Origin of the sequence: Belliella kenyensis (genome assembly GCF_022549675.1) — a bacterium.
In the GTDB taxonomy this organism is placed as follows: domain Bacteria; phylum Bacteroidota; class Bacteroidia; order Cytophagales; family Cyclobacteriaceae; genus Belliella; species Belliella kenyensis.
Genome location: NZ_JAKZGR010000003.1, coordinates 111,229 through 132,766, shown reverse-complemented (window position 1 = coordinate 132,766; position 21,538 = coordinate 111,229). Strand labels below are relative to the sequence as shown.

Below are 21,538 nucleotides of genomic sequence, written 5' to 3'. Positions count from 1 at the left end.
AATTGACACATTGAAAGGAAATCCAGAAGATGAGGCAAACAAATGCGTTGATACATTTCATCTTAAATAGCTTTATCAATTTTCACCTTTTGACCTCCCCATATTTTTTGTTGTGTCCAAGGCTCCGCAGGATCAGCCCAGAAGCTTGACTGCTCTGGCAACCCAAGTACCAAAAATACTTGAGCGCATAAATACAAGCTACCAGTAGAAATGTATGGTTCGGCAATCTCTGGCTGGGCGCCATTGAAGCCTAACTTCAACCAGCCGTTTGGATCAAACATGGTTTCGGATTGAAAATGCTTATTTACTATGGCCAATATTGCTCCTCGAACCTGTGCTGGTGATACTCCTTCAGGCAATTTTTCCCAAAGTGCCACTTGAGAGAGTGCTTGAAAAGCACCAAACCTGTACGCCATAGATCTTCCTATCACAGGGTAAGTCCCCTCAGGAGAAATCAGTCTCTCTTGGATAGCTGCATATCTTTGGGCTCTTTTTAGAAAAAGATCATAGTCTGACTTGTTCCCCTTCCCAGTCTCTAACAGCGTCTTGCTGATGTCTAAGAGCATAGGTTGAATCACAAAGCTATTGTAATAGTCAAAATGAAAATCAGGGCCATCTCCATATATACCATCACCTAAGTACCACTCTTTGTGCTTATTCAGGGCATAGGCTATCCTAACCATATCTCCATCTCCATCAAACTTCAGCAGAGCTGCTTCTATCATACCTGTAAACAATAGCCAGTTGCTGTAATATGGACTGATCTTACGGGTAGCGCGAAGCGCATCAATCGTCTGACGCTTGGTGACCTCATCTAGTCTTTCCCAGAGCTGAGAAGGTGCTCTCAATAAACCCTGAGCCAAAAAAGCCGCATCAACCAGAGGCTGACCGTGATCTGTAAAGTTCATAAAGTCCTTGGCCTTAGGGTCAGTAGCATGTTTCAGCGATTGATGAATCATCAATATATACTTCTCTCTTAGCTTCCCTTCAATAGTTTCATCTGGTCCCAATTCCAGCCAAGGAGCCATACCAGCTACCAGTCTTCCAAATGCCTCCAAATAAGTCACCTTATCCCTATCTCCATAAGCATTTGGCGCAACCTCTATGGGCATGGTAGCTTTCAACCTATCTTGGCTCAAATTCACCAAGACAGGATCAGCTATTTTAGTCAATTGATCTATAAATAAGGATCTTTCGGTGGTGGTTTGGGCTAGTGAAGTTTGGAGAAATACCAAACACAGCACTATAATAGAAACATTGTGATATTTAGTAATGTACATTGAGGTATTATTTTTTTTGAAAAACCCTGACATAGTCTACGATATATTGCTTTGGAAAAACTGTGTCTTTGGGGTTACCACCATTGGAGCCTATCGCTAAATTCAATAGTAGATAATGTGGTTGATGAAATGGGTTGAATCCTTCAGGATTTATCGTCTTTGACAAATCGATTTGGTTTAATAGCAGTCCGTCCAAGTACAATAATATTCTTTTTTCATCCCAATCCATTGTCCAAGTATGAAATTTTGAAGGCCAATGCTCATCCTCATTAATGAAAGTTTCAATTTCAATTTTTGATTCGTCCCACATCACCGATTGCTGTTCACCTTTCCATGCTGCATTGGCCAAAATATAAGCTTGACCATTTCGCCTGTAGAATTCCAGGATATCGATTTCACCATTTGCTGGCCATTGTTTCTCTACTCCTAGCGTCCATATGGCTGGCCACATACCTAGGGATGTATCGATTTTAGCCCTGACTTCTAGGATGCCATACTGAAACTCCATTTTACCTTTAGTATTTATGCTTGAAGATGAGTAAGCCGCTTCACTTTGATTTTTCCTCCAATCTTTACTATTAGATTCGAAATTGCTATTGACAACACGCTCTCTTCTTCCTTCGATGATCAATAATCCATTTTTGACAAAGGCATTTTCTTTTTGGTAATATTGAAGTTCGTTGTTTCTTACAAATCCCTGCTCGAAAGACCAAAAATTTGAATTTGGAGCTTCTCCTGAGTCAAATTCATCTGACCAAATTAGTTCAAAGTCCCCGTTGAGATTCAAAATACTGGGTGTCAAACTTTGCGCATAAAGTAAGGGGAAATTTGATGAAATTATCACCCAAACTCCTACCAAAGCATAGTAGTTTTTGAAATTTTTAGATAAACGAAATGACATTATTTTAATTGGGAATTATTGATCGAAGGTTATTGAGAAAATGCAATTACCAGATGAATCTGGTAATTGCAACTTTGCTATTAACCCAATTATTAGTTTCGATAAATTATTATGTGATTGTTAATCATTATGTCTGAAAAAATCAAACGAAATGATGTTGAAATGCCTACCATTTGCCGAACCTGGGAATTGGCTTCCTACTTGACCTCCAGCTTGAGTGGTTGCAAATCCAATGGCCACTTGTTTACTTTCAGTAATGGTAAACTCGACTTCAAAATTACTTGGATGAATACTTCGCAATACCCTGAGGTATCCTAATGTAGCTGGCGAAGTCTCAATATCAACTACATCTGGTAATGTATCTCCTTCACCTACTACCAAATAAGATTGATCTCCTCTACCTTCCATAGAAGTATCTGGAACAGTGCCATTTTCAACTGTACGAGGATTAGCTTTGAAAGTGTAAGTGCCAGGGGAAAGGTTAACTACTTGATAAATTTTGCCATTGGTTACAGCAGGTGCTCCCCAACCAGATTCCACATTGAAGATATTTGAGTTCCATTCGTCCCAGCCACCATTTCCGCCTGCATGAATTCTCACTGCATCATTGGTTATCCAGCTTTCAAGTATTCCCCATCTACCCTGTCTTTGAACTTGTCGAAAAGGAACTCGGAAATTTTTCAAATAAACTATACTAGGTACAACAGCTGAAAACTCAGTATAAAAGGTATCAATAGCATTTGGTTCTGGTATGAAAATAGAACGATATTCAAAAGGCTCTCCTATCATGTAATTGGGTAAGACCAAATCCTGATCATCAATAGAGAGAAACTCTTCATTGATAACACCATCAGTATCCATATATTTCAACTCTATTCCATATATCCCACTGGTCAAGTCTACTCGACCAAATTCGATCGTTGTATTGAGATCTCCGGCGTATAGTTCTGCAATATTGATCGGTCGATTATTTAAAGATTCTTTATATCTATCACCATACACAGTTCCAGAAATAAATGAACTGATGGATTTATTACCATCTTTGTCCAAAGTAATCACCTCGAAATTATAGTTATTTTCTTCAAGCCCCTCTATTAAATAGCTTAATGTATCCACTCCTTGTGTTCTATTGACAGGTATTTGTATGTAATTTTGACCTGCATTCCAAGATATCACGCAATCTGTAACCTTTGGGTCTGACATAAATAACCCTTTGATCAGAATTCTATTTTTTCCGCCAAAAGCCTGCAAAGAATCTACTTTTCCAGTATAAAGCTTCTCCCCATCTTCAACAAACCTCAAATACGAGTCCATTTCAGAGCAAGACATCCATGTGAAGGTTAGTAGCCCGCACAACAACACATATATATTAAAATGCTTTTTCATTTTTTCTAATGTTTAATTTGAGTGAACTTAGATTACCTTGGGTCTCCATAAACTTGAATTTCAGAAATGGCCATGTTTGTACTTCCACCCCAGTTTCTAGTAGATCGAATTCTCAGATATCTGACTTTTGGAGCATTGATATCAAATTCCCAACTAAACCCTTCATTTGCTACTCTGAAGTCCTCATCTGTTTGCTGACCATGAGGAAGGCCTGAAGGCTTTGTAGCATTATATCTTCCTAGAAGCTCCCATCCGTCCATACTGCCGTTAGGGTTAGGATTATCCGTGCCGTAGATTTCAAATTCCTTCAGACAGTGTAAATAATAGTATGTTCTTCCATTAAAGTATTCAGGGTAATCCCATATGACAATTCGGCTCATTTTGGCCAATACACCAACATCAAAAGTAATCGTATGAGGCCCTTGATGTACAGCTTGAGTCATGTAAATAGATGGCCAGTCGATAATATTCCCATCCCACATTCCTGCATGTGAAGTTGACGGATGACCAGGTGCATCTCCTGGAAGAGGAAATCCTCTGTAGTTTGCTTTGGGTAGTGGCATTTCAAAAAGTGGACTGATATCTTGAAATACTGTATCAGTATAATTCAACCAACGATCTCTTATTGTAAAAGCAAACTCATGCATAGTGGTGTCCATTCCTCTGATGGCATAGTCGATCGAATCAGTGGAAGTATAGACACTATTTGGGTCAATTTCCCAATCTCCATACTCATTCTTCTCCATTACCAATATCGCAATATCTTCACGGAAAGGGTTTAAGGCATTGATCCTAATTCCACCGAAAGCAGTATTTACTTCTAAGCTTCTATATACTTCCCAGAGAGGTGCTTCCAAAGGTTTTATCATTACGGAAACTGGTTCTGATGCTACCTCGCTTCTATTTACACTGTATAGTTTGATTTCATGAGAAAGTGTATCTGCAAAACCTTCTACTACCAAACTATTATTGAAGTATGATGATTTTACCTCCATTTTCCTTCCATTTCCAAGCGTGTATTGAGCTTTGATATACAATAAATCTTTATCGGAAGGTAGTGAATAGGTTATCTTAGCCCTTCCTGGCAAATTTTCAACAGAATACTCACTAATTTGTCCTGGAGGCGTTAAGTTTTTTGAGAAAGGCTCCCTTCCGTCTTCCTCTGCACATGACCAGATTGCTAGCAAACTCAAGCTGATCCATATAAAGTGCTTTAAATTTATATTTTTCATGATTTTTAATTTTGGGTTAATGTTACCAACCAAGGTTCTGCACCAAGTTTGGGTTTTGAATAATAGCTGATTCCCCGATAGGCCAAAAGTAATCTCGAGGGGCTACAAATCTTTGTGAAAACAACGTTACTATTTGGTAATACGAAGCTTCATTTTCTCCTCTTACATTCCAACCCGTAATAGGTTGATTCAAAAACGAATTGGCCTTTTTCCATCTTCTTAAATCCCAAAACCTTTGACCTTCAAACGCTAATTCAATCATTCTTTCTTGATGGATGATATCACGAAGTCCATCTTTTGAAGAATATTTGTTAGGGTTGTTCGAAAAGTTCTGCCAAGAATATACTACACCTTCTAATCCCGCTCTTGCACGAACTCTATCTATATATTCAATGACTGTTGGATTAGATCCCTCTACTTCATTCATCGCCTCTGCATGTAATAAGTACAAATCTGACATCCTTATTTCAGGCCAAGCATATCCTCTATAAGTAGCTGATGAAGTTGTCATTGCTTGATTCCAATCAACCAACTTTTTGATATAGTAGCCTGTTTCATTGGTATGAAAAGCATGGCTACTTCCAGCATAGTCAGGATACTTGGCCCGAAGCACATAGGTGCCTTCATCTGATTGAGTAGGGCTATCATATTTATACCACTTTGCTCCATCAAATCCTAAGGATGCATAGAACCTTGGCTCTCTATCAAAATTGATTCTGGCTGTTCTAAAACCTTCCTCAATATAAAACCTTTCTTCTCTAGTGGCAGTTCTCAAGGCATCAATAGCAGAAAAGTCTAAAGTCCTATCCTCATTGATTGGCACACCGTTTTTGGTATAAAACTGTCTAGCAATTTTAATCGGAGCTGATAGAATTTTGCGCGCATGGTTATGATCGTGCCCTGCCATAAGAGGTGCCATTGCATCCCTTTGTAAGTTGACAGCTACACTTACTGGATTTGCCCAAACATGCTCAGGATTATACCGCTCTGTGACAGCTTGTCTTATACTTAGCTCAGTAATCGTCGTGTCGGTTAGGTTGAAATTGGTCTGACCAAACTGGTACAAAAAATGACCCGCCGCTTCAGCATCTGCTACAGCTACTGTAGTAGCAGCCAAAGCCCTTTCCCATTTAGACATCTCAAAACTTGTATTGAAGAGCTGCTCACCATCTTTATTAGTCAGCGTCGCATAATCACTGTTCCCATTGAATAGTGGGCTAGCTGCCATCACTAAGAGTTTAGCTCTTAGTGCCATGGCCGCAGGTCTAGTTAACCGCCCCATTTCTGTAGTTCTATCTGTGATAGTCATCGGTAGCTTATCCGCTGCTTCTTCTAAAAGATCAGCAATGTAATTCACAACATCATCCACTGAGCGTCTTTTGACATTCACTTCATCCTCTGGTGCATCTATAGGCACATTTGTATCGATGATCGGAATAGGCCCGTACATCCTAAGCAAGTAATAATGATAATAAGCTTTCAAAAACTCCGCTTCACCAATCCATCTCCTTCTCTCTATTTCTCCTAGATCCGGAACAGAACCACTTCTTTGAAGATTTTCCAAGAATATATTGCAGTGTCGAATCCCTGTAAACAATCGATAATGACCATATGCGCTTCCACTAGGTTGTGGACCGCCACCTTGAAGTCTGCCACTCCACACATCCATAAAAGGGTTCGCTCTTCTCTGATTGCCACGAGCTATCTCAAAAGCATAACTTGTGATACTTTTTTCGTAAGGAATCCAAAGTTCATCTCCTGCCAGTAGCCCAATGTTGTGTTCTGTATTGCCATTCCTGGGCATGAAGGAGTAAAGCGTGAACAAATATTTCTCTGCTTCATTCCTCAACTTAAATGCATTTTCTATAGTTGCGACATTATCTGGAACTACATCCAGAAAACTCTCACAAGACTGTATACCAAACAAGACAAACATGGTAATGCTTAGTATAATTATATTTTTGATTTTTCTAATTCTTGTCATTGCTGTTTATTTAAAAATCCAAAAGTACACCTAGGTTATATACCGACTGAACTGGATATCCCAATCCTGACCCACCCATCTCAGGATCCCACATTTTGAAATTGCTCCAAACTGCCAAATTAGACCCACTGCCATATACCCTAAGGCTTCTAAGTTTCAACTTCTCAGCAAACTGAGTAGGTGCATTGTAGCCTACTTCTACATTCTTCAACCTAAGAAATGCTCCATTCCTCATCCACCAGGTACTCGTTTGGTTATTATTTTCGACAAAGTAACTGCTCATTCTTGGCCAAAAAGCATAAAGATCACGATTCTCCTCAGACCAATGACTATCTGCGATTACACTCAATAATCCATTCTGCGCTCCTCCATTGATCACAAAAGGAGAAATATTCTGTGGGTTGATAAAGAAAGATGATCGTGCAGAACCTTGGAAAAACAAGCTAATATCCCATCTCCTGTACCCATAAGTACCACCAAAACCATAGATAATCTCTGGTGTAGTAGGATGTCCGATTGGTACCATGTCTAATGGAGAGATGACGCCATCACCGTTGGTGTCGTAATACTTGATATCACCTCCCATGTATGTCCCAAATTGTGCTGGTGAATTAGCTACCTCTGCATCATCTACAAAATATCGCTCTGCAATGTATCCAAACGTCTGCCCTACTGGGTGACCAACTCTGGATAAGTAAGATACATCATCAGGATAATTTACCTCATCGAATTTCAAGATTTTGCTTGTTGCATAAGTGAAGTTCCCTCTGAAGTTGATCCAGGAATGTCTCCCAACTGATTTGTTATATGACAAGGTCAAATCTACCCCTCTACTCATCACTTCTCCAGTATTGGCAAACGGTGTTGCCATCAAACCCATAGTAGGTCCTATCTCAGATCTTGGTTGTAAAATATCATAGCGATTCTGCTGAAAAGCATCCACAATTACATCAAAGGCGTTGAATAAGGTAAAATCCAAGCCCAAATTGATTTGTCTGGAACGTTCCCATGTTACAAAAGGATTATCATATCTTGAAACAGAGATACCTGGTCTAGAATATCCAAACTCATCCCCGAAAGTCGCTCCATATGTTCCATTATTCATGTTAACTTCTGACAAGTAAAAAAATCTATCATTCAATAGTCCAATAGCATCATTTCCTACCCATCCCATTGTTCCCCTGATCTTCATCTCATCTACTACTGATTTCAAACCCTCAAAGAATGATTCATTAGAAATCCTGTAGGCAAAGCCCATCGATGGAAAAAATCCAAACCTGTAACTCTGAGCAAATCGCTCTGAACCATTGTAACCAAAGTTAAATTCCGCCAGGTACTTGTCGTCATATCCATAAGTAAATCTACCTGACACTCCAGTATTTCTTTGAGGCAATGAAGACTGCACCGTCATGGCATTGCCATCTTCAAAACTATTGAATATGGTAATCAACATTCCAGAAACTGCATGTTTTTCATTAAAAGTCCTGTTGTAATTAATCGCAGATTCCATGTACGTTCTAGAATTGACCGCTCTATCACCTGGAGAATAATCCAAATATTCTGTACCGGGAGTACCCACCGAAGTAGCACTTCCGTCATTCAGCACAGAAAGGTTGATTCTTCCTGTAGCTGGGTCAAGTCTTGAGCTGTAAAAGAATGGATTATATTGCCTTGTTACGTCTACTCTGGCATATCGTTTTAAAAAACCCATTGTCCTAAAACTCAACCCTTGGGTGATTATATCAAGGTTTTGTTTGATCTCAACTTGAGGCTGAATCATAGAAGTTTTATATTGCTGATATCCTCTCACCATCTCCGCATAAGGATTCATTAGCAAAGTAGTGCTTCCATAACCTGTAATGGCACCTCCAAATAAGGGATGTTCAATAAAAGGTAAGAATTCCGAAGGATAAACTGCTGGAAACATCACAGGATTAGACCAAATTGCTCTGTTGAAGGTAGCTGCACCTCCTCCAACTGGCCCATTGAAGTCATCAAACTGACCGTACATTCTTATGATAGCTTCCGTACTATTGGTAAGATTGACATTGATATTTGACCTTATAGAGTAATTCCTCAATTTAATATTACTATTGAAATTATTGATAGGATCTACATTAAGCACCCCATTATCAATGTTATAAGTACCCGCAATGTAGTATTTCGCTTTTTCACCCCCACCTTGCGCACTCATGTTATAGCCTTGATTGATTGTGAAAGGCTTAATCAACTGTTCAATCCAATTATTCGAAGGATACAAATATGGGTCATTCCCTTGAGCCGTATTGAAAATTTTGGTCTGAGAATAAGGCAAAACCGCCGTCCTTTCTCTTGTCAATGAAGCTTCATTGGCCAAATTCATGTAAGTGATATTGTCTGCAAAATTAAAATTTCTGGTATTGGTAGAGACACGGTTTTCTGCTCTAAAAGAAAATTTTGTCTCACCAGAAAATCCAGATTTTGTATTGATCAAAACCACTCCGTTTGCACCCCTTGCACCATACACAGCAGAAGCTGTAGCATCTTTCAGTACAGAAAACGCCTCAATATCATCTGGCTGCAATCTCGCCATGTCTGTAACACTTGACTCGACTCCATCTATCAAAATCAAAGGACTAACTTGGCCAGAGCCAAAGGATCCCAGACCTCTAATAAAAAATTGTGAATTATCTAATCCTGGCTCTCCGCTGCGCTGAAAAGCAATCATTCCAGATACCCTACCAGCTATCATATTGGTCAGGTTGCTTGTTGGACCTTTTAACTCTTCTGGTCTTATGGTAGTAATCGAACTTACCAAGCTGGCCTTTTTCTGCATTCCAAAACCTACTACAACCGCCTCATCCAAAGTAGACTCTGAATCCTTCAACTCAACATTGATGTTAGGTCTTCCCTGAATAGCAATTTTAGATGTTTCGTAGCCAACAAAACTTATTAAAAGTACTCCATTACTAGGTGCTGAGATCTCAAACTCACCGTCGAGGTTTGTTACCACCCCAATGGTAGTGCCCTCTAATATCACGTTGGCTCCTACTATAGTCTCACCTGTTCGGTCTCTGACTACTCCTTTTACTGTAATCTGATTGTCTTGAGCTATTACTTCCCCTTGAAGTAATATAAGCACAATACAAAAACAAGTTATAATAAACTTGTATGGTAAACATTGTTTCATTTTCTAGGTTGGGTTATTTGTTAATAATGTTTTAACTAAATTCCATTAAGAAATTAGTGATTTCTTTTTTTGGTTTTTCATAGGCTTTTTTTATTTAATACTTTCAAATTATAGGAATGCCGAATAAAGAATGTCTTTTAAAACTTTTACCAGACTTTCCTTCCAGTAATTATTGTAATTAAAAACAAAAAATCTAAATTTAACGGAGATTTAACGGTATCTTTAACCGTTAAAAACACCCCTCAAACGCTGTAAAGCAAGATTATCTTCTCGATTAACCAAACCCTAAATTTTCCAAAATGGATAAATCTGATCAACTTAGTGCTCTTCAGAAAGTACTTTCAAATAAGATTTTCTCTAAATCTCCTTCTACTTCTATGCTTCTGAAGTATCTGGTAGAGGCGTCATTGGCCAATAAGGACTTGAAAGAGAATATCATCTCTGTAGAACTCTATGGAAAAGACTATGCAGATGAAAAAAGTGCTGCCCATATGCGGGTGAATATTTATCATTTGAGAAAAAAATTAGAGAAATACTATGCTTCCGACGGTAAAAATGACAACATAAAACTCGTAATCGAAAAAGGACAATACCATGTAGAATTCATAGAGCGAGCCAAAGACCCCAAGGTTATCATTGAAAAACGAAGAAAAAAAAGATACTTTTTCCTAGCAGCCTCTTTGGTCTTAATTTTTAGTATTAGCTTCTTTTCTTATCACAACAAAAAAACACCCATTTGGCATAGTTATTTTTCAAATAAATTGCCTACGACCTTATTTGTGGGTGATTTTTTTGGAGTAATGGGTACCACTGTTACCGGACGAAATGGTTGGAATAGAGATTACAATATCAATAATTTACAGGACTATTATACCTTCTTGGAAGAAAATCCTGATAAAAAAGACTTTGTATACCCTGCTAACTACCCTTATGTCACTGGCTTAGCTGCTACAGGCACACTAAATATTTCTAGGGTTTTTCATGCAAATAAAAGTGATTTTGATATCAGGTTCACTTCGCAGACTTCCATCAAAGATATCTCTCAGGTAAACTCAATCTATATAGGTCCAGTGAAAAACAAAAATATCTTCCTAGACCTTTTCAATGATAAAAACTCAAAGTTCAAAATAAATCAATATACCATCTCATATAAAAATAGTGCAGCAGAAAAAGACACATTAATCAACCTTAGTATAGGAGATGGTACCCAATATGAACACGCAGTGGTGTCTCGCATGAAAGGCCCAAATGGTACAGAGCAATTCGTCTTTTTCTCAGATCATGATATTGGTGTCAAGGCTACTACTGAAAAGTTTGCCAATGAAGACTGGATCAAATCTACCTTTTTTGAAATGATCGGTGAGGAAGTGGATTACTTTACAGCACTTTTTCTTGTCAAAGGAAAAGAGCGAACCAACCTCGAACTTGAACTCTTGCTCTGGGATAAGTTGTAAAATAAAAACTCCCTAATCGAGATTTTAGTCTAACTAAATTTCTCAATCAGGGAATTTTTTAATTTCTTGTAGACCACAATTTGATCTATCGACTATTCCAAATGTTATCTGATTATACGCTTTTTTGCCAGCAAATTCAATTCATTGGCTCAACAGGTTGTTAATAGTCAATATCCATAAGTATCCAATATCAATTTATATCGGAAGTTAGATAAATCGGAATTTTGTAATGTTATTGGCAAAGTTCCGCATATCCATAAAATGTTATGCCTATTAATAAGATCGCATTGTTGAACATAGCTTTCGTTAAAGTTATATTCAAAGAAAAACAAATTAGACTGCTTAGCTTTAAGCTTGGTGTTTAACCCAAGCCTTAAATCATTAACCCTTTATTTATCAAAGCTTGACCCTGAAGACATTTACAGAATAGGGTTTAAGCTCTGTTTTGACTACCCTTTTTTGAATCTCCACTGATTTCTCTACTGGAGCAATTTTCTTAGGCTCTTTCAATGAATGAGCCACATCCAATTGGTTTGATTGTAATTCAATCCATGTGGCATTTTTCCCTTTTACATTCCCACTAAGCTTGATATCAAAAGCTCGCATCTCCGCATTGGTATTTACTATTTTGAAGATAATTTCTTTAGCTTTCTCATCTATAGTAGCGGAAGCGTACATTCCATCTTCACCAGCTACACTATTCCCATTGGCTGTAATCTTGGCGGTATGTGTACCAGGGTTAGTGGAAAACAATTTTTGCACATAGTAATTCGGGGTAGCATAAACACCTAAATTATCAAACCATATCATATCTGGCGCCCATTGCCATCCATCTACATGTGCCAGTAGCGGCGCGTAGGAAGCCAATCGAACGATATCTGCATTTCTTTCCAAACCAGTCATAAAAGCTGCCTCTGAAAGCGCCGCTTCCCAATTATTCTTTTTCAATGCATCTTTTTCAGTGGTAGAATGAGCCGCATATTCTCCAGCAAACACCTTTGGACCATTCCTATCATAGTTATCGTACCTTCTCGCACTCTCCAAAAACCACTCTGGAGACTTGTAGTAATGCTCATCTATCAACTCCGCCTTTCTAGCGGTCAATTCCTTCCATAAGTAATCAAACTCATGCCCATCTGGAGATGGGCCAGAAGTAGAGACGATAATCATATCTGGATAGGCAGATTTGATGGCCTTTTCAAACACATCCGCTCTTTCAATATACTGTGGCCCCCAGTTTTCATTACCAACGCCGATGTATTTCAAATCAAACGGTTCTGGATGCCCCATGGCTGCACGCTTTGCACCCCAAGCCGTCTCTACTGATCCATTGGCAAACTCTATCAAGTCCAAGGCGTCTTGAACATATTCATCAAGCATATCCAAGGGTACAATTTCACCAGAATTATACTGGCAAGCTAGTCCACAGCTCAAAATTGGTAATGGCTCAGCACCCAAATCCTCTGCCAATTGGAAGTACTCAAAAAAGCCTAAGCCGAATGATTGAAAATAATCTGGTGCATTGCGATGGGCAAACTCTATGTTCCAGCGATTGATCATCGTGCCTCGATCTTTCATCTCCCCTATGGTATTTTTCCACTGGTATCGGTTTTCTAAATCAAAACCTTCGACAATACAGCCTCCTGGGAATCTTAAAAAGCCAGGATTCATGTCTGCAAGGAGCTGCACGATGTCCTTTCGAAGTCCACGCTTTCGACCTTTCCATGTATCTTCAGGGAAAAGTGAAATCATATCAATATCAAGCTCACCCTCACCTTCTAGTAATATTCTAAAATTCACTTGATCGGCTGTTTCGGACGCAGTCAACATCACTTCGTATTCTTGCCAATCCCTGGTAAGCCCTTCGATATTTACATCCGCCAAAATATTTCTCCCTTTTGCCAACTGAGCTTTGAGTGATAAGTTTTCACCTTTGGCAATTCTCGCCAGAAATGTAAGCCTATAGTTTGCATTGGCCTTCACGGCCATTCCACGAAATCCAGCATTGGACATTCCGAAAACGCCCTCTTCATTCAATCGCTGCATTTGAAGAAATTTCTTATTCTTACTTTCATCCAAGTGTGGCTTAGTATAATGGTATCCCATAGCACCTTGCTCTTGGATCCTCTGCCATCCCATAAAAGGAGAAGGAAATTCAAAAGAATAATTCTTGATCATTTCGGCATATAAACCACCGTCAGCTGCAAAATTGATATCTTCAAAAAATAATCCCCACATGTCTGGGGCTATGCTTGCTCCCTTACTTTTCAAGTCTACTTCAAAGGCACTAATCTTCTGCTGGGCATACACTCCCCAGCAAATCCCTATTGCAAGCAATAGAGAAAAGGTAATTCTCTTCATGATGTTGATGTCTTAAGGTTTATTATTTGATTCTACAACACCAAAGATATAAATTAAATGTAATTATTACACTTATCAGAAATGAAATATGAACAGGAAGTATGGTAGATTATAGCATAGTCACATCAAAAGATTAGCTCCCTAATTTTTCAATAGCTGTAATGAACTGTCATTGATTTCAAAATCATTTTGATTGAGCATCCTGATGATCTCGGCACCCGCTGCGATCACAGGTCCGTAGCCATGAGCGGCATATTTGTTTACAGGTCTGTGGTAATAGAATGCTGGATCGAAAGCCATTCCAGTACCTACACATGTTCCTTCCACTTGACCTTCTTCATTGACCATGGTGGATACAGCGTTCCATGCCAAAAGTGCCATTGGTGCATAGGCCAATTCATCAATCCATCCTTCATTGACTGCTGCTGCGATGCAGTATGCATAGATCGCTGTGGCAGAGGTTTCCAAGTATGAATCGTTTTTGTCCAAAAGTTGATGCCAAAAACCTGAGCCAGACTGTAGTGCCGCTAAACCTTTGATATGCTGATGTAAAAGATCCATTACCATTTTCCTACCAGGATGCTGCTCTGGAAGAACTTTCAGTACTTCTACCTTAGTCAAAAGTGCCCAGCCATTAGCCCTTGCCCAATGAAATTCTGGGTGGACTTCCATACCTTCAACCCAGCCATGCATGTAAAGTCCCTTCTTCTCATTGAACATCCGTTTAGAAAATAAGCTGATTTGCTTTATAGCTTCATCAAAATACTTTTGATCACCAGTCTTTTTACCCATCTGGGCTATAGCAGGAACACTCATGTACAGGTCATCTAGCCAAAGTGTATTTTTAAGAGGTCTATTTCTTGCCAGAGTCCCGTCTGACAACCTGAATTCTTTGGTGAGAATATAATCCATAAAATTGTTGACCATGGGATTTACATCAGCATCAAGTCCTGACGCTTCTGTCTTGATAAATGCAGCGCATAAGGCACCACAATCATCTAAAGCTCCTGGCTTTACTATGGAATGTAAGGCATGCTTACCATCACCCATTTTCTCAAATCTTGGATACAAGTCAGCTAAAAATTTCACACGATCCTTGGTGTAGTCGGTGTAGGCAGCGTCACCGGTCACTTCACCTGCCAGTAGCATCGCAGCGTAAGTGACTCCCCATTCATAGCTTAAAAGCCTAAAATCCCCTTTTTTCAATATAGATTTTTCATCTACTTGATCATAATCACTTATTTTATCTCCACCTTCTTCAGTCAGCATTTCTGCAAACGTCACTTTGTCCAAATAATCCCTCACCCTATCTATCACCATTTTCACCTCAGAAGCTTCTGGTGCACCATAAGGGGTAGGATAATCAGGCTGTAGCAAATGAAGTGGTGTGTTACTATCATTCATCTCCTTATCGCTAGTCTCGCCTGATGTTTGTTCTTCTGATTTCTGAGATTGTGGCTGACAATTGAGCATCAAGACAGCCAAGCAAAATATAAAAAAGATTGATTTGACATTAAAGGTTATGCTTTCCATTTTCTTTGACAGGGTTTATTTGTTTTATCAAAGCTCAAAAATAGCTTATTACTCCAAAAAACTTTCCTGTACTGTCGGAACACATTTGAAAACAGGTGCCAAGCATTTGTTTCTTAGCACCTGTTTTGATTTATTTTAAAAGGTAGACATACAGTCCAACTGACATTCAACCATTCCGCTCAAGTAACCAAACATATAAGCGATAAGGCATAAACCTATGATACCCATTGAAATCCAAAAAGCAACCTCCAAATACTTCATTAAGTAACTCATTTATTCTTCTGTTTTTTGATTGATCCATTTTTCATTTTTTACAGTTCTAGCACTTGGAAAAGGATACCTTCTTAAATAAAAGTAAACTGACACAGACATCACTACTAAGTGTCCCCCAGTAACCGCTTCACTTCCAAGTACCAATTTCAATCCTTCACCAACTGCATAAGCTATTAGTAAAGTCAAAAGAAGTGGTTTCAAATGCTTTTTCATTCCTATGATAGTTTAATCAAATTTTCATTAAAAATTGACGATAACAAGCAGTTGCTAACTAATTGACCATTCTTAATAAACTCATAATAAAGTTAGTCAAATTATGAGAAACTACGGCTTGTAATATACTCCTGCTCATTAAGGTAACCCATCCCCAAATATATCCAAAGGTGAAAGATCCTGAAAATGAAACAAACTCAAATCCAACTTTCAAATTGTTCGACACATGAATCCCATGAACCAAGCCAAATAAAAGCGCAACAAACAAGACACTAGGATTTCCAAGATTGATTTTAAAGATTGTAAACTTATCCTTGAATGATTTAAGCAAAAGACCCAATAAAATTGCTCTAAACATGAGTTCTTCATCAATCCCTGGCATTGTTAATTGAAATACAAGGGTTTCAAAATCGAAAGCTTTTGAAGTGTCGAAATAAGAAAACATTGCAATTCCTAAAGGAACTGTTGACAATAAAATGGTCTTTGTTAACATTTTATAATTTTGCTTTAAGCGAATGAAATCAAAGGGCTTAATTTTTCTTCGTAAAAGTAAATACACTAATACCCCAAATACAATCGAATAAAACTTACCTGACCAATTCCATTTACTTTTGACAAGGCTCAAATCACTGATCTCTAATGGTAGTTTAAGGACTATTTGATAAACTACAAAAATAATTGAAGCCAAAATCAAAGTTTTAATGCAAGAGCGGTCTTTTATGAAAAAAATCATAAGTGGAGAAATAACTAAAATCGGTAAAACACTTTCTAAAAATAACCTCATTTCAAACACCCAATCCTGCTAAGTACGTTCCAAATTTTTCTCCATAATGGAAAAAAATATAAGTCAAGAAGCTTACAAAGACAATGCTCCATACAATCAATACGCAAATTAGAAATCTTAACTTCATACTTATAAATATTAAAAAGCTCCTAATAGCTCAAATCACTTCTCAAAGTAAAAACACCAGTTTAAAATAACAATCTTCCCAAAAACAAAAACTACTTGTGTCTCTTGTATGGTATCCTTAAATTACCCCCGTCTAATCATTATAAACCCTATGAAACTACTAAAACTTACATTTTTAATACTATTGCTAAGCGGAGGTATCAGCCAAGCAAAAACTGACACCATAGAAGTATATAGCCAAGCGATGAAGAAATCCCTCAAAGCCACCGTGGTCAAGCCATCTGGTAGCGAGGAAAAAGATCAAGAGTTCCCCTCTGTATATGTGCTTCATGGTGCATGGGGTGGCTATCTGGACTGGCATAGAAATGTCAGAAAACCCAATTTGCTTCAAGACTTAGCTGACTTGTACCAAATCATTCTTATAACTCCTGGTGTAGCACCTTTTTCTTACTACTATGATAGCCCACTCATGGACTCGGTCAAGTATGAGACATATATCAGCAAGGAACTCATACCTTATGTAGATGCGAACTTCCCGACGATCAACGACAGGAAATCAAGAGGCATCGTGGGACTTTCTATGGGAGGACACGGAGCGATGATGATTTCAGCAAAGAACCCTGACCTCTTCATTGCCGCTGGCTCTATGAGTGGCGTGATGAATATAGACGTGAGAACATGGGTAGGCAATGAGGCGACCCAAGCCGAAAGAAAAAAGAGTCAACAGGAAATGCTAGGAGAAATCAATTACGACTATCCTTTCAGTGAATATACCGCCGTAGGACTTGTCGATCAGATGAAGGAAAATGGCATAGAGCTACTGATAGATTGCGGCATAGATGATTTTCTGATAGAAACTAACAGACAGCTTCACCAACTCTTACTTGACAATGGCACACCGCACCAATATATAGAGCGACCTGGAGCTCACACTTGGGATTATTGGACAGATGCATTACCATTTCATATACTTTTCGTCAATCAAGTTTTTGAAAAACAGAAAAGCAAATAAAGTTTGAGTTCAAATCCCTAATTAAACGGTGATTTGGACTCATTTTTATTTTAGAACATAGACTGATCAGAATAACAAAGCGAGAGCATTCCGATTACACCAACAGCATACATTCACAAAACCCCTCCCTCATGCGTAAAATTCTCTACTTCTTACAGCTAATTGCACTTATCTTTTCACATTCCGTATTTGCTCAAACAGACCTATCGATATGGGAAAGCTATGCCAGCCGTACAGAGATCATCAGAGATCAATGGGGCGTACCACACATCTATGGCAAAACAGATGCTGACGCTGTCTTTGGGATGATCTACGCCCAGTGCGAAGATGATTTCAACAGGGTAGAAACGAATTATATCAACGCCATGGGCAGAATGGCAGAAGTAGAAGGTATTTCTCAGCTTTACATTGACCTGAGGATGAAACTTTACATTGATCCAGAAGTGGTGAAAGAAGAGTATCAAAACAGCCCCCAATGGCTAAAATCCCTCATGGATGCTTGGGCAGCTGGAATCAACTACTTCCTCCACACCCACCCCGAAGTCCAGCCGAAGCTTATCAGTCAATTTGAACCTTGGATGGCGCTAACATTCAGTGAGGGAAGTATTGGTGGAGACATTGAAACCATTTCAGCAAATGGACTCAAATCATTTTATGGTGAAAAATCTCATCAACTTCTATCTTATACAGAAAGAGATTGGGAAGAAGATCCTCGAGGATCCAATGGATTTGCGATAGCCCCTAAGCTAACCAAATCTGGAAATGCCATGCTGATGATCAATCCACATACCTCTTTCTATTTCAGGCCAGAAGTTCATATGGTCAGCGAAGAGGGGTTGAATGCCTATGGTGCAGTTACTTGGGGGCAGTTTTTTATCTACCAAGGATTCAGCGAATACAATGGCTGGATGCATACTTCTGCCAAAGCTGACGCCATAGATCACTACGCACTCACAGTTGAAAAGCGAAAAGGAAAGTATCATTACAAATTTGGAAAAAACTGGAGACCTTTTACCGAGAAAAAAATCACTGTTAAGTATAAAGAAGGTAATGAACTGCTTGAACAAGAGTTCACAGCCTTCTATTCACATCACGGCCCTGTGATCAGGTCAGAAGATGATAAGTGGATAGCTATAGCCTTGATGGTAGAAAGAGAAAAAGCACTCACGCAATCTTACAAACGTACCAAAACCAAAAATCATGAAGAGTTCAAAGCCAATACGAACCTCAAAACCAACTCCTCAAATAGCACCGTATACGCTGATAAAGATGGAACGATAGCCTATTATCATGGGAATTTCATCCCTAAGAGAGATCCACAGTTTGATTGGAGAAACGTAGTAGATGGCAGCAATCCTGCCACAGATTGGCAAGGACTACATGAGATTGAAGAAATCATCTACATAGAAAACCCTAGCAATGGCTGGATCCAGCATTGCAACTCAGATCCCTTCAATGCACTGGGAAAAGATAGTCCAAAAAGGACTGATTATCCCGCTTATGTTGCATGGGACGTAGAGAATGCCCGAGGAATCAATGCTGTAAGGATACTTTCTGATGTAAAAGAGCTGACTTTGGAACAATTGATCAGAGATGTTGCCTATGAGCCTACTTTGATGGCCTTCGAGAGGCTAGTACCTTCTTTGATAAAAGCTTACCATGAACTCCCTACGCATGACACAAAGAAAAGTAAACTCAAAGACCCTATCGATATCCTTTCAGAATGGGATTTGAAAACAGGAGTATCGTCTGTAGGAACATCCTTGGCTGTGTTTTGGGGAAATCAATTGATGGCTTCTATCAGAAATAAAGAGAGAGCATGGGACACTTATATTTTTGACTTTATCACAGAAGCGCTAAGTAATGAAGAGAAGCTTGAGGCATTCGAACAAGCCATAGATAAGTTGGTGGATGATTTTGGCACTTGGAACACACCTTGGGGTGAGATCAATAGGTTTCAGCGTGTGACAAACGACATTCAGGGCAAGTTTTATGATGAGCTTCCTAGCCTACCTATAGGCTACAATGCCTCTGTGTGGGGATCTCTTGCTGCCTACGGCAGTCGTGCTTATCCAAACACCAAGAAGTGGTACGGAAATGTGGGCAATAGCTTTGTAGCGGCTGTAGAGTTTGGCGAGAAAGTCAGGGCAAAATCACTCCTTGCAGGTGGACAAAGTGGCAATCCATTTTCACCACATTTTGTGGATCAGGCCGAAATGTACAGTAAAGGAGAATTCAAAGAAGTCAATTACTACAGAGAAGATGTATTAAATCATGCAAGAGCAAGGTATAGACCGGGAGAAAGTGAGTAACAAAAATTGCTTGCTATTTCCCTTTACACCTTCCTTCCAGCCATGGTATGAAAACTTAATACACGCTTAGCTTCCTCCACCACTGCAGGAAGTCGCTGTGCAGCCCATAACTTTTCTCTAGCATGCTTGGAGGCTGTTTCGAAATCTACGATCGGCATCGGATAATCTATCCCAAGCCTGAAACCCAACATCTCTTGCTCGATCTGGGTGATCTTCCATGGTTCGTGAATCAATGTTACGGGAACTTTCTCAAGTTCAGGCACCCATTTTTTAATAAATACACCGTCAGGATCATGGTCGTAGGATTGCTTGATGGGATTATATATCCGGACTGTATTGATACCAGTCACGCCAGCTTGCATCTGAAGCTGAGGATAATGTATTCCAGGCTCATAATCCAAAAACTGACGTGCCAAAAAATCCTTTCCCACTCTCCAATCTTGATATAAGTGATGCGTAAGGAATGAAACAATCATTGCTCTCATTCTAAAATTCAAGTAACCCGTCTCTTTCAGACATCGAATACAGGCATCGACTAAAGGATAGCCCGTATTCCCTAATTCCCAAGCTTTAACTTTGTCAGCTTCGTAAGGCTTTTGTATAAGTTCAAATCCCCTATTGACATGCTCATTTTCCATGCGGCATTCCATTTCAAATTTCTGTATAAAATGACAATGCCAACGTAACCTGGATTGAAAATTCAGAATATTTCTCTTCTGCTTTCCACTTTTGCGAACTACTTCCGAAGCTTGATAGACTTGCCTGATAGATAAATTCCCCCAAGCCAAATATGGTGATAACCTGCTACAACCTCTCCTACTCGCTTCGGGCTTTGATATATGTAGACTGTAATTTTTCACCCTATCATGCAAAAAAGAATGTAGATATTTAGAAGCCATTCGTTCCCCACCTTCCTGCATTTTAGGATGTGATATTCGCCAAGATTGGGGAATATCATTCATGCAATATTTAGAACACATTACTTCATCAAGCTTCCCAAAAACTCCCATACTCAAATCAGGATTCTGCAAGGGTTTGTTCATCTGCTCATACCATGCCGAAGACCAGTTCTTCCGGTGCTTTCTTCCCCGCTGTACACCTTGCTGGGCGTATTCGACCCATTTGATCCCACTTTCTTCAAAAAAGCTCCCAACTCTCAGGTCTCGATCAAAAGTAATCCGAATGCCCGTTTCCAAATGAGAAAACACCTTGCCTATTGCATATTTTTTATGCAAATCTTCAAAAAAAACTTCTGGATCAGCGTACAAACAATATACCTGAGTTCCAAACTCGATTAGTTGAGAATTCATATCTAGCAAGCTTTGATATACAAATCTCCAGTGCCTCTCATCACTGACTGACGAATTCAACAATTGAGGCTCAAAAAAGCACACCAAAATCAGCGGTTCTCCTGATGCTATGGCCATTTTCAAAGGTTCATGATCACTCAATCGAAGATCTCTCTTGAACCATACCACATTCAATTTTTGCATAATGCATAAACATTTAGAATTCGAC

At 39.1% G+C, this 21,538-nt stretch carries 14 protein-coding genes; 3 read left to right on the top strand and 11 right to left on the bottom strand.

Annotated elements, in window-relative coordinates; genetic code table 11:
* Positions 1–62 precede the first annotated feature (62 nt).
* The 6 genes from MM214_RS03930 to MM214_RS03905 all read right to left on the bottom strand — a co-directional run bounded on the left by MM214_RS03930 (position 63) and on the right by MM214_RS03905 (position 9,904).
* Positions 63–1,280 (bottom strand): DUF2264 domain-containing protein, encoded by a 1,218-nt coding sequence (locus tag MM214_RS03930; protein ID WP_241292234.1) that lies wholly within the window; start codon positions 1,278–1,280, stop codon positions 63–65.
* A gap of 7 nt (positions 1,281–1,287) precedes the next feature.
* Positions 1,288–2,181: a glycoside hydrolase family 16 protein gene (locus MM214_RS03925; RefSeq protein ID WP_241292232.1), complete on the bottom strand. Its 894-nt coding sequence runs from the start codon at positions 2,179–2,181 to the stop codon at positions 1,288–1,290.
* Between the two features lie 120 nt (positions 2,182–2,301).
* Entirely contained in the window at positions 2,302–3,567 is a 1,266-nt protein-coding gene (locus tag MM214_RS03920; protein ID WP_241292229.1) for a DUF4998 domain-containing protein, read from the bottom strand.
* Between the two features lie 32 nt (positions 3,568–3,599).
* A complete protein-coding gene (locus MM214_RS03915; protein ID WP_241292228.1) occupies positions 3,600–4,799 on the bottom strand; it encodes a DUF4959 domain-containing protein in 1,200 nt (399 codons plus the stop codon).
* 22 nt (positions 4,800–4,821) lie between these two features.
* Entirely contained in the window at positions 4,822–6,783 is a 1,962-nt protein-coding gene (locus tag MM214_RS03910) for a RagB/SusD family nutrient uptake outer membrane protein (RefSeq protein ID WP_241292225.1), read from the bottom strand.
* Positions 6,784–6,793: 10 nt separating this feature from the next.
* Positions 6,794–9,904, bottom strand: a complete 3,111-nt coding sequence (locus MM214_RS03905; RefSeq protein WP_241292223.1) for a SusC/RagA family TonB-linked outer membrane protein — start codon at positions 9,902–9,904, stop codon at positions 6,794–6,796.
* 347 nt (positions 9,905–10,251) lie between these two features.
* Here MM214_RS03905 and MM214_RS03900 point away from each other — a divergent pair, with 347 nt between their 5' ends.
* Entirely contained in the window at positions 10,252–11,406 is a 1,155-nt protein-coding gene (locus MM214_RS03900) for a helix-turn-helix domain-containing protein (RefSeq protein ID WP_241292221.1), read from the top strand.
* A 396-nt stretch (positions 11,407–11,802) separates the two neighbouring features.
* Here the strand turns inward: MM214_RS03900 and MM214_RS03895 are convergent, their stop codons facing one another.
* From MM214_RS03895 to MM214_RS03880, 4 genes are all read right to left on the bottom strand, one after another.
* A complete protein-coding gene (locus MM214_RS03895; protein ID WP_241292219.1) occupies positions 11,803–13,767 on the bottom strand; it encodes an alpha-L-arabinofuranosidase C-terminal domain-containing protein in 1,965 nt (654 codons plus the stop codon).
* A 141-nt stretch (positions 13,768–13,908) separates the two neighbouring features.
* Entirely contained in the window at positions 13,909–15,300 is a 1,392-nt protein-coding gene (locus tag MM214_RS03890; protein WP_376856712.1) for a glycoside hydrolase family 88/105 protein, read from the bottom strand.
* Positions 15,301–15,573: 273 nt separating this feature from the next.
* Positions 15,574–15,786 (bottom strand): hypothetical protein, encoded by a 213-nt coding sequence (locus tag MM214_RS03885; protein WP_241292217.1) that lies wholly within the window; start codon positions 15,784–15,786, stop codon positions 15,574–15,576.
* 58 nt (positions 15,787–15,844) lie between these two features.
* Entirely contained in the window at positions 15,845–16,570 is a 726-nt protein-coding gene (locus MM214_RS03880) for a CPBP family intramembrane glutamic endopeptidase (RefSeq protein ID WP_241292214.1), read from the bottom strand.
* A gap of 277 nt (positions 16,571–16,847) precedes the next feature.
* Here MM214_RS03880 and MM214_RS03875 point away from each other — a divergent pair, with 277 nt between their 5' ends.
* A complete protein-coding gene (locus MM214_RS03875; protein WP_241292212.1) occupies positions 16,848–17,708 on the top strand; it encodes an alpha/beta hydrolase in 861 nt (286 codons plus the stop codon).
* Between the two features lie 131 nt (positions 17,709–17,839).
* Positions 17,840–20,020, top strand: coding sequence for a penicillin acylase family protein (locus MM214_RS03870; protein WP_241292210.1), 2,181 nt, complete (start codon positions 17,840–17,842; stop codon positions 20,018–20,020).
* A gap of 23 nt (positions 20,021–20,043) precedes the next feature.
* Here MM214_RS03870 and MM214_RS03865 read toward each other — a convergent pair whose 3' ends face one another.
* Positions 20,044–21,513, bottom strand: coding sequence for a cryptochrome/deoxyribodipyrimidine photo-lyase family protein (locus MM214_RS03865; protein ID WP_241292208.1), 1,470 nt, complete (start codon positions 21,511–21,513; stop codon positions 20,044–20,046).
* Positions 21,514–21,538: the final 25 nt, after the last annotated feature.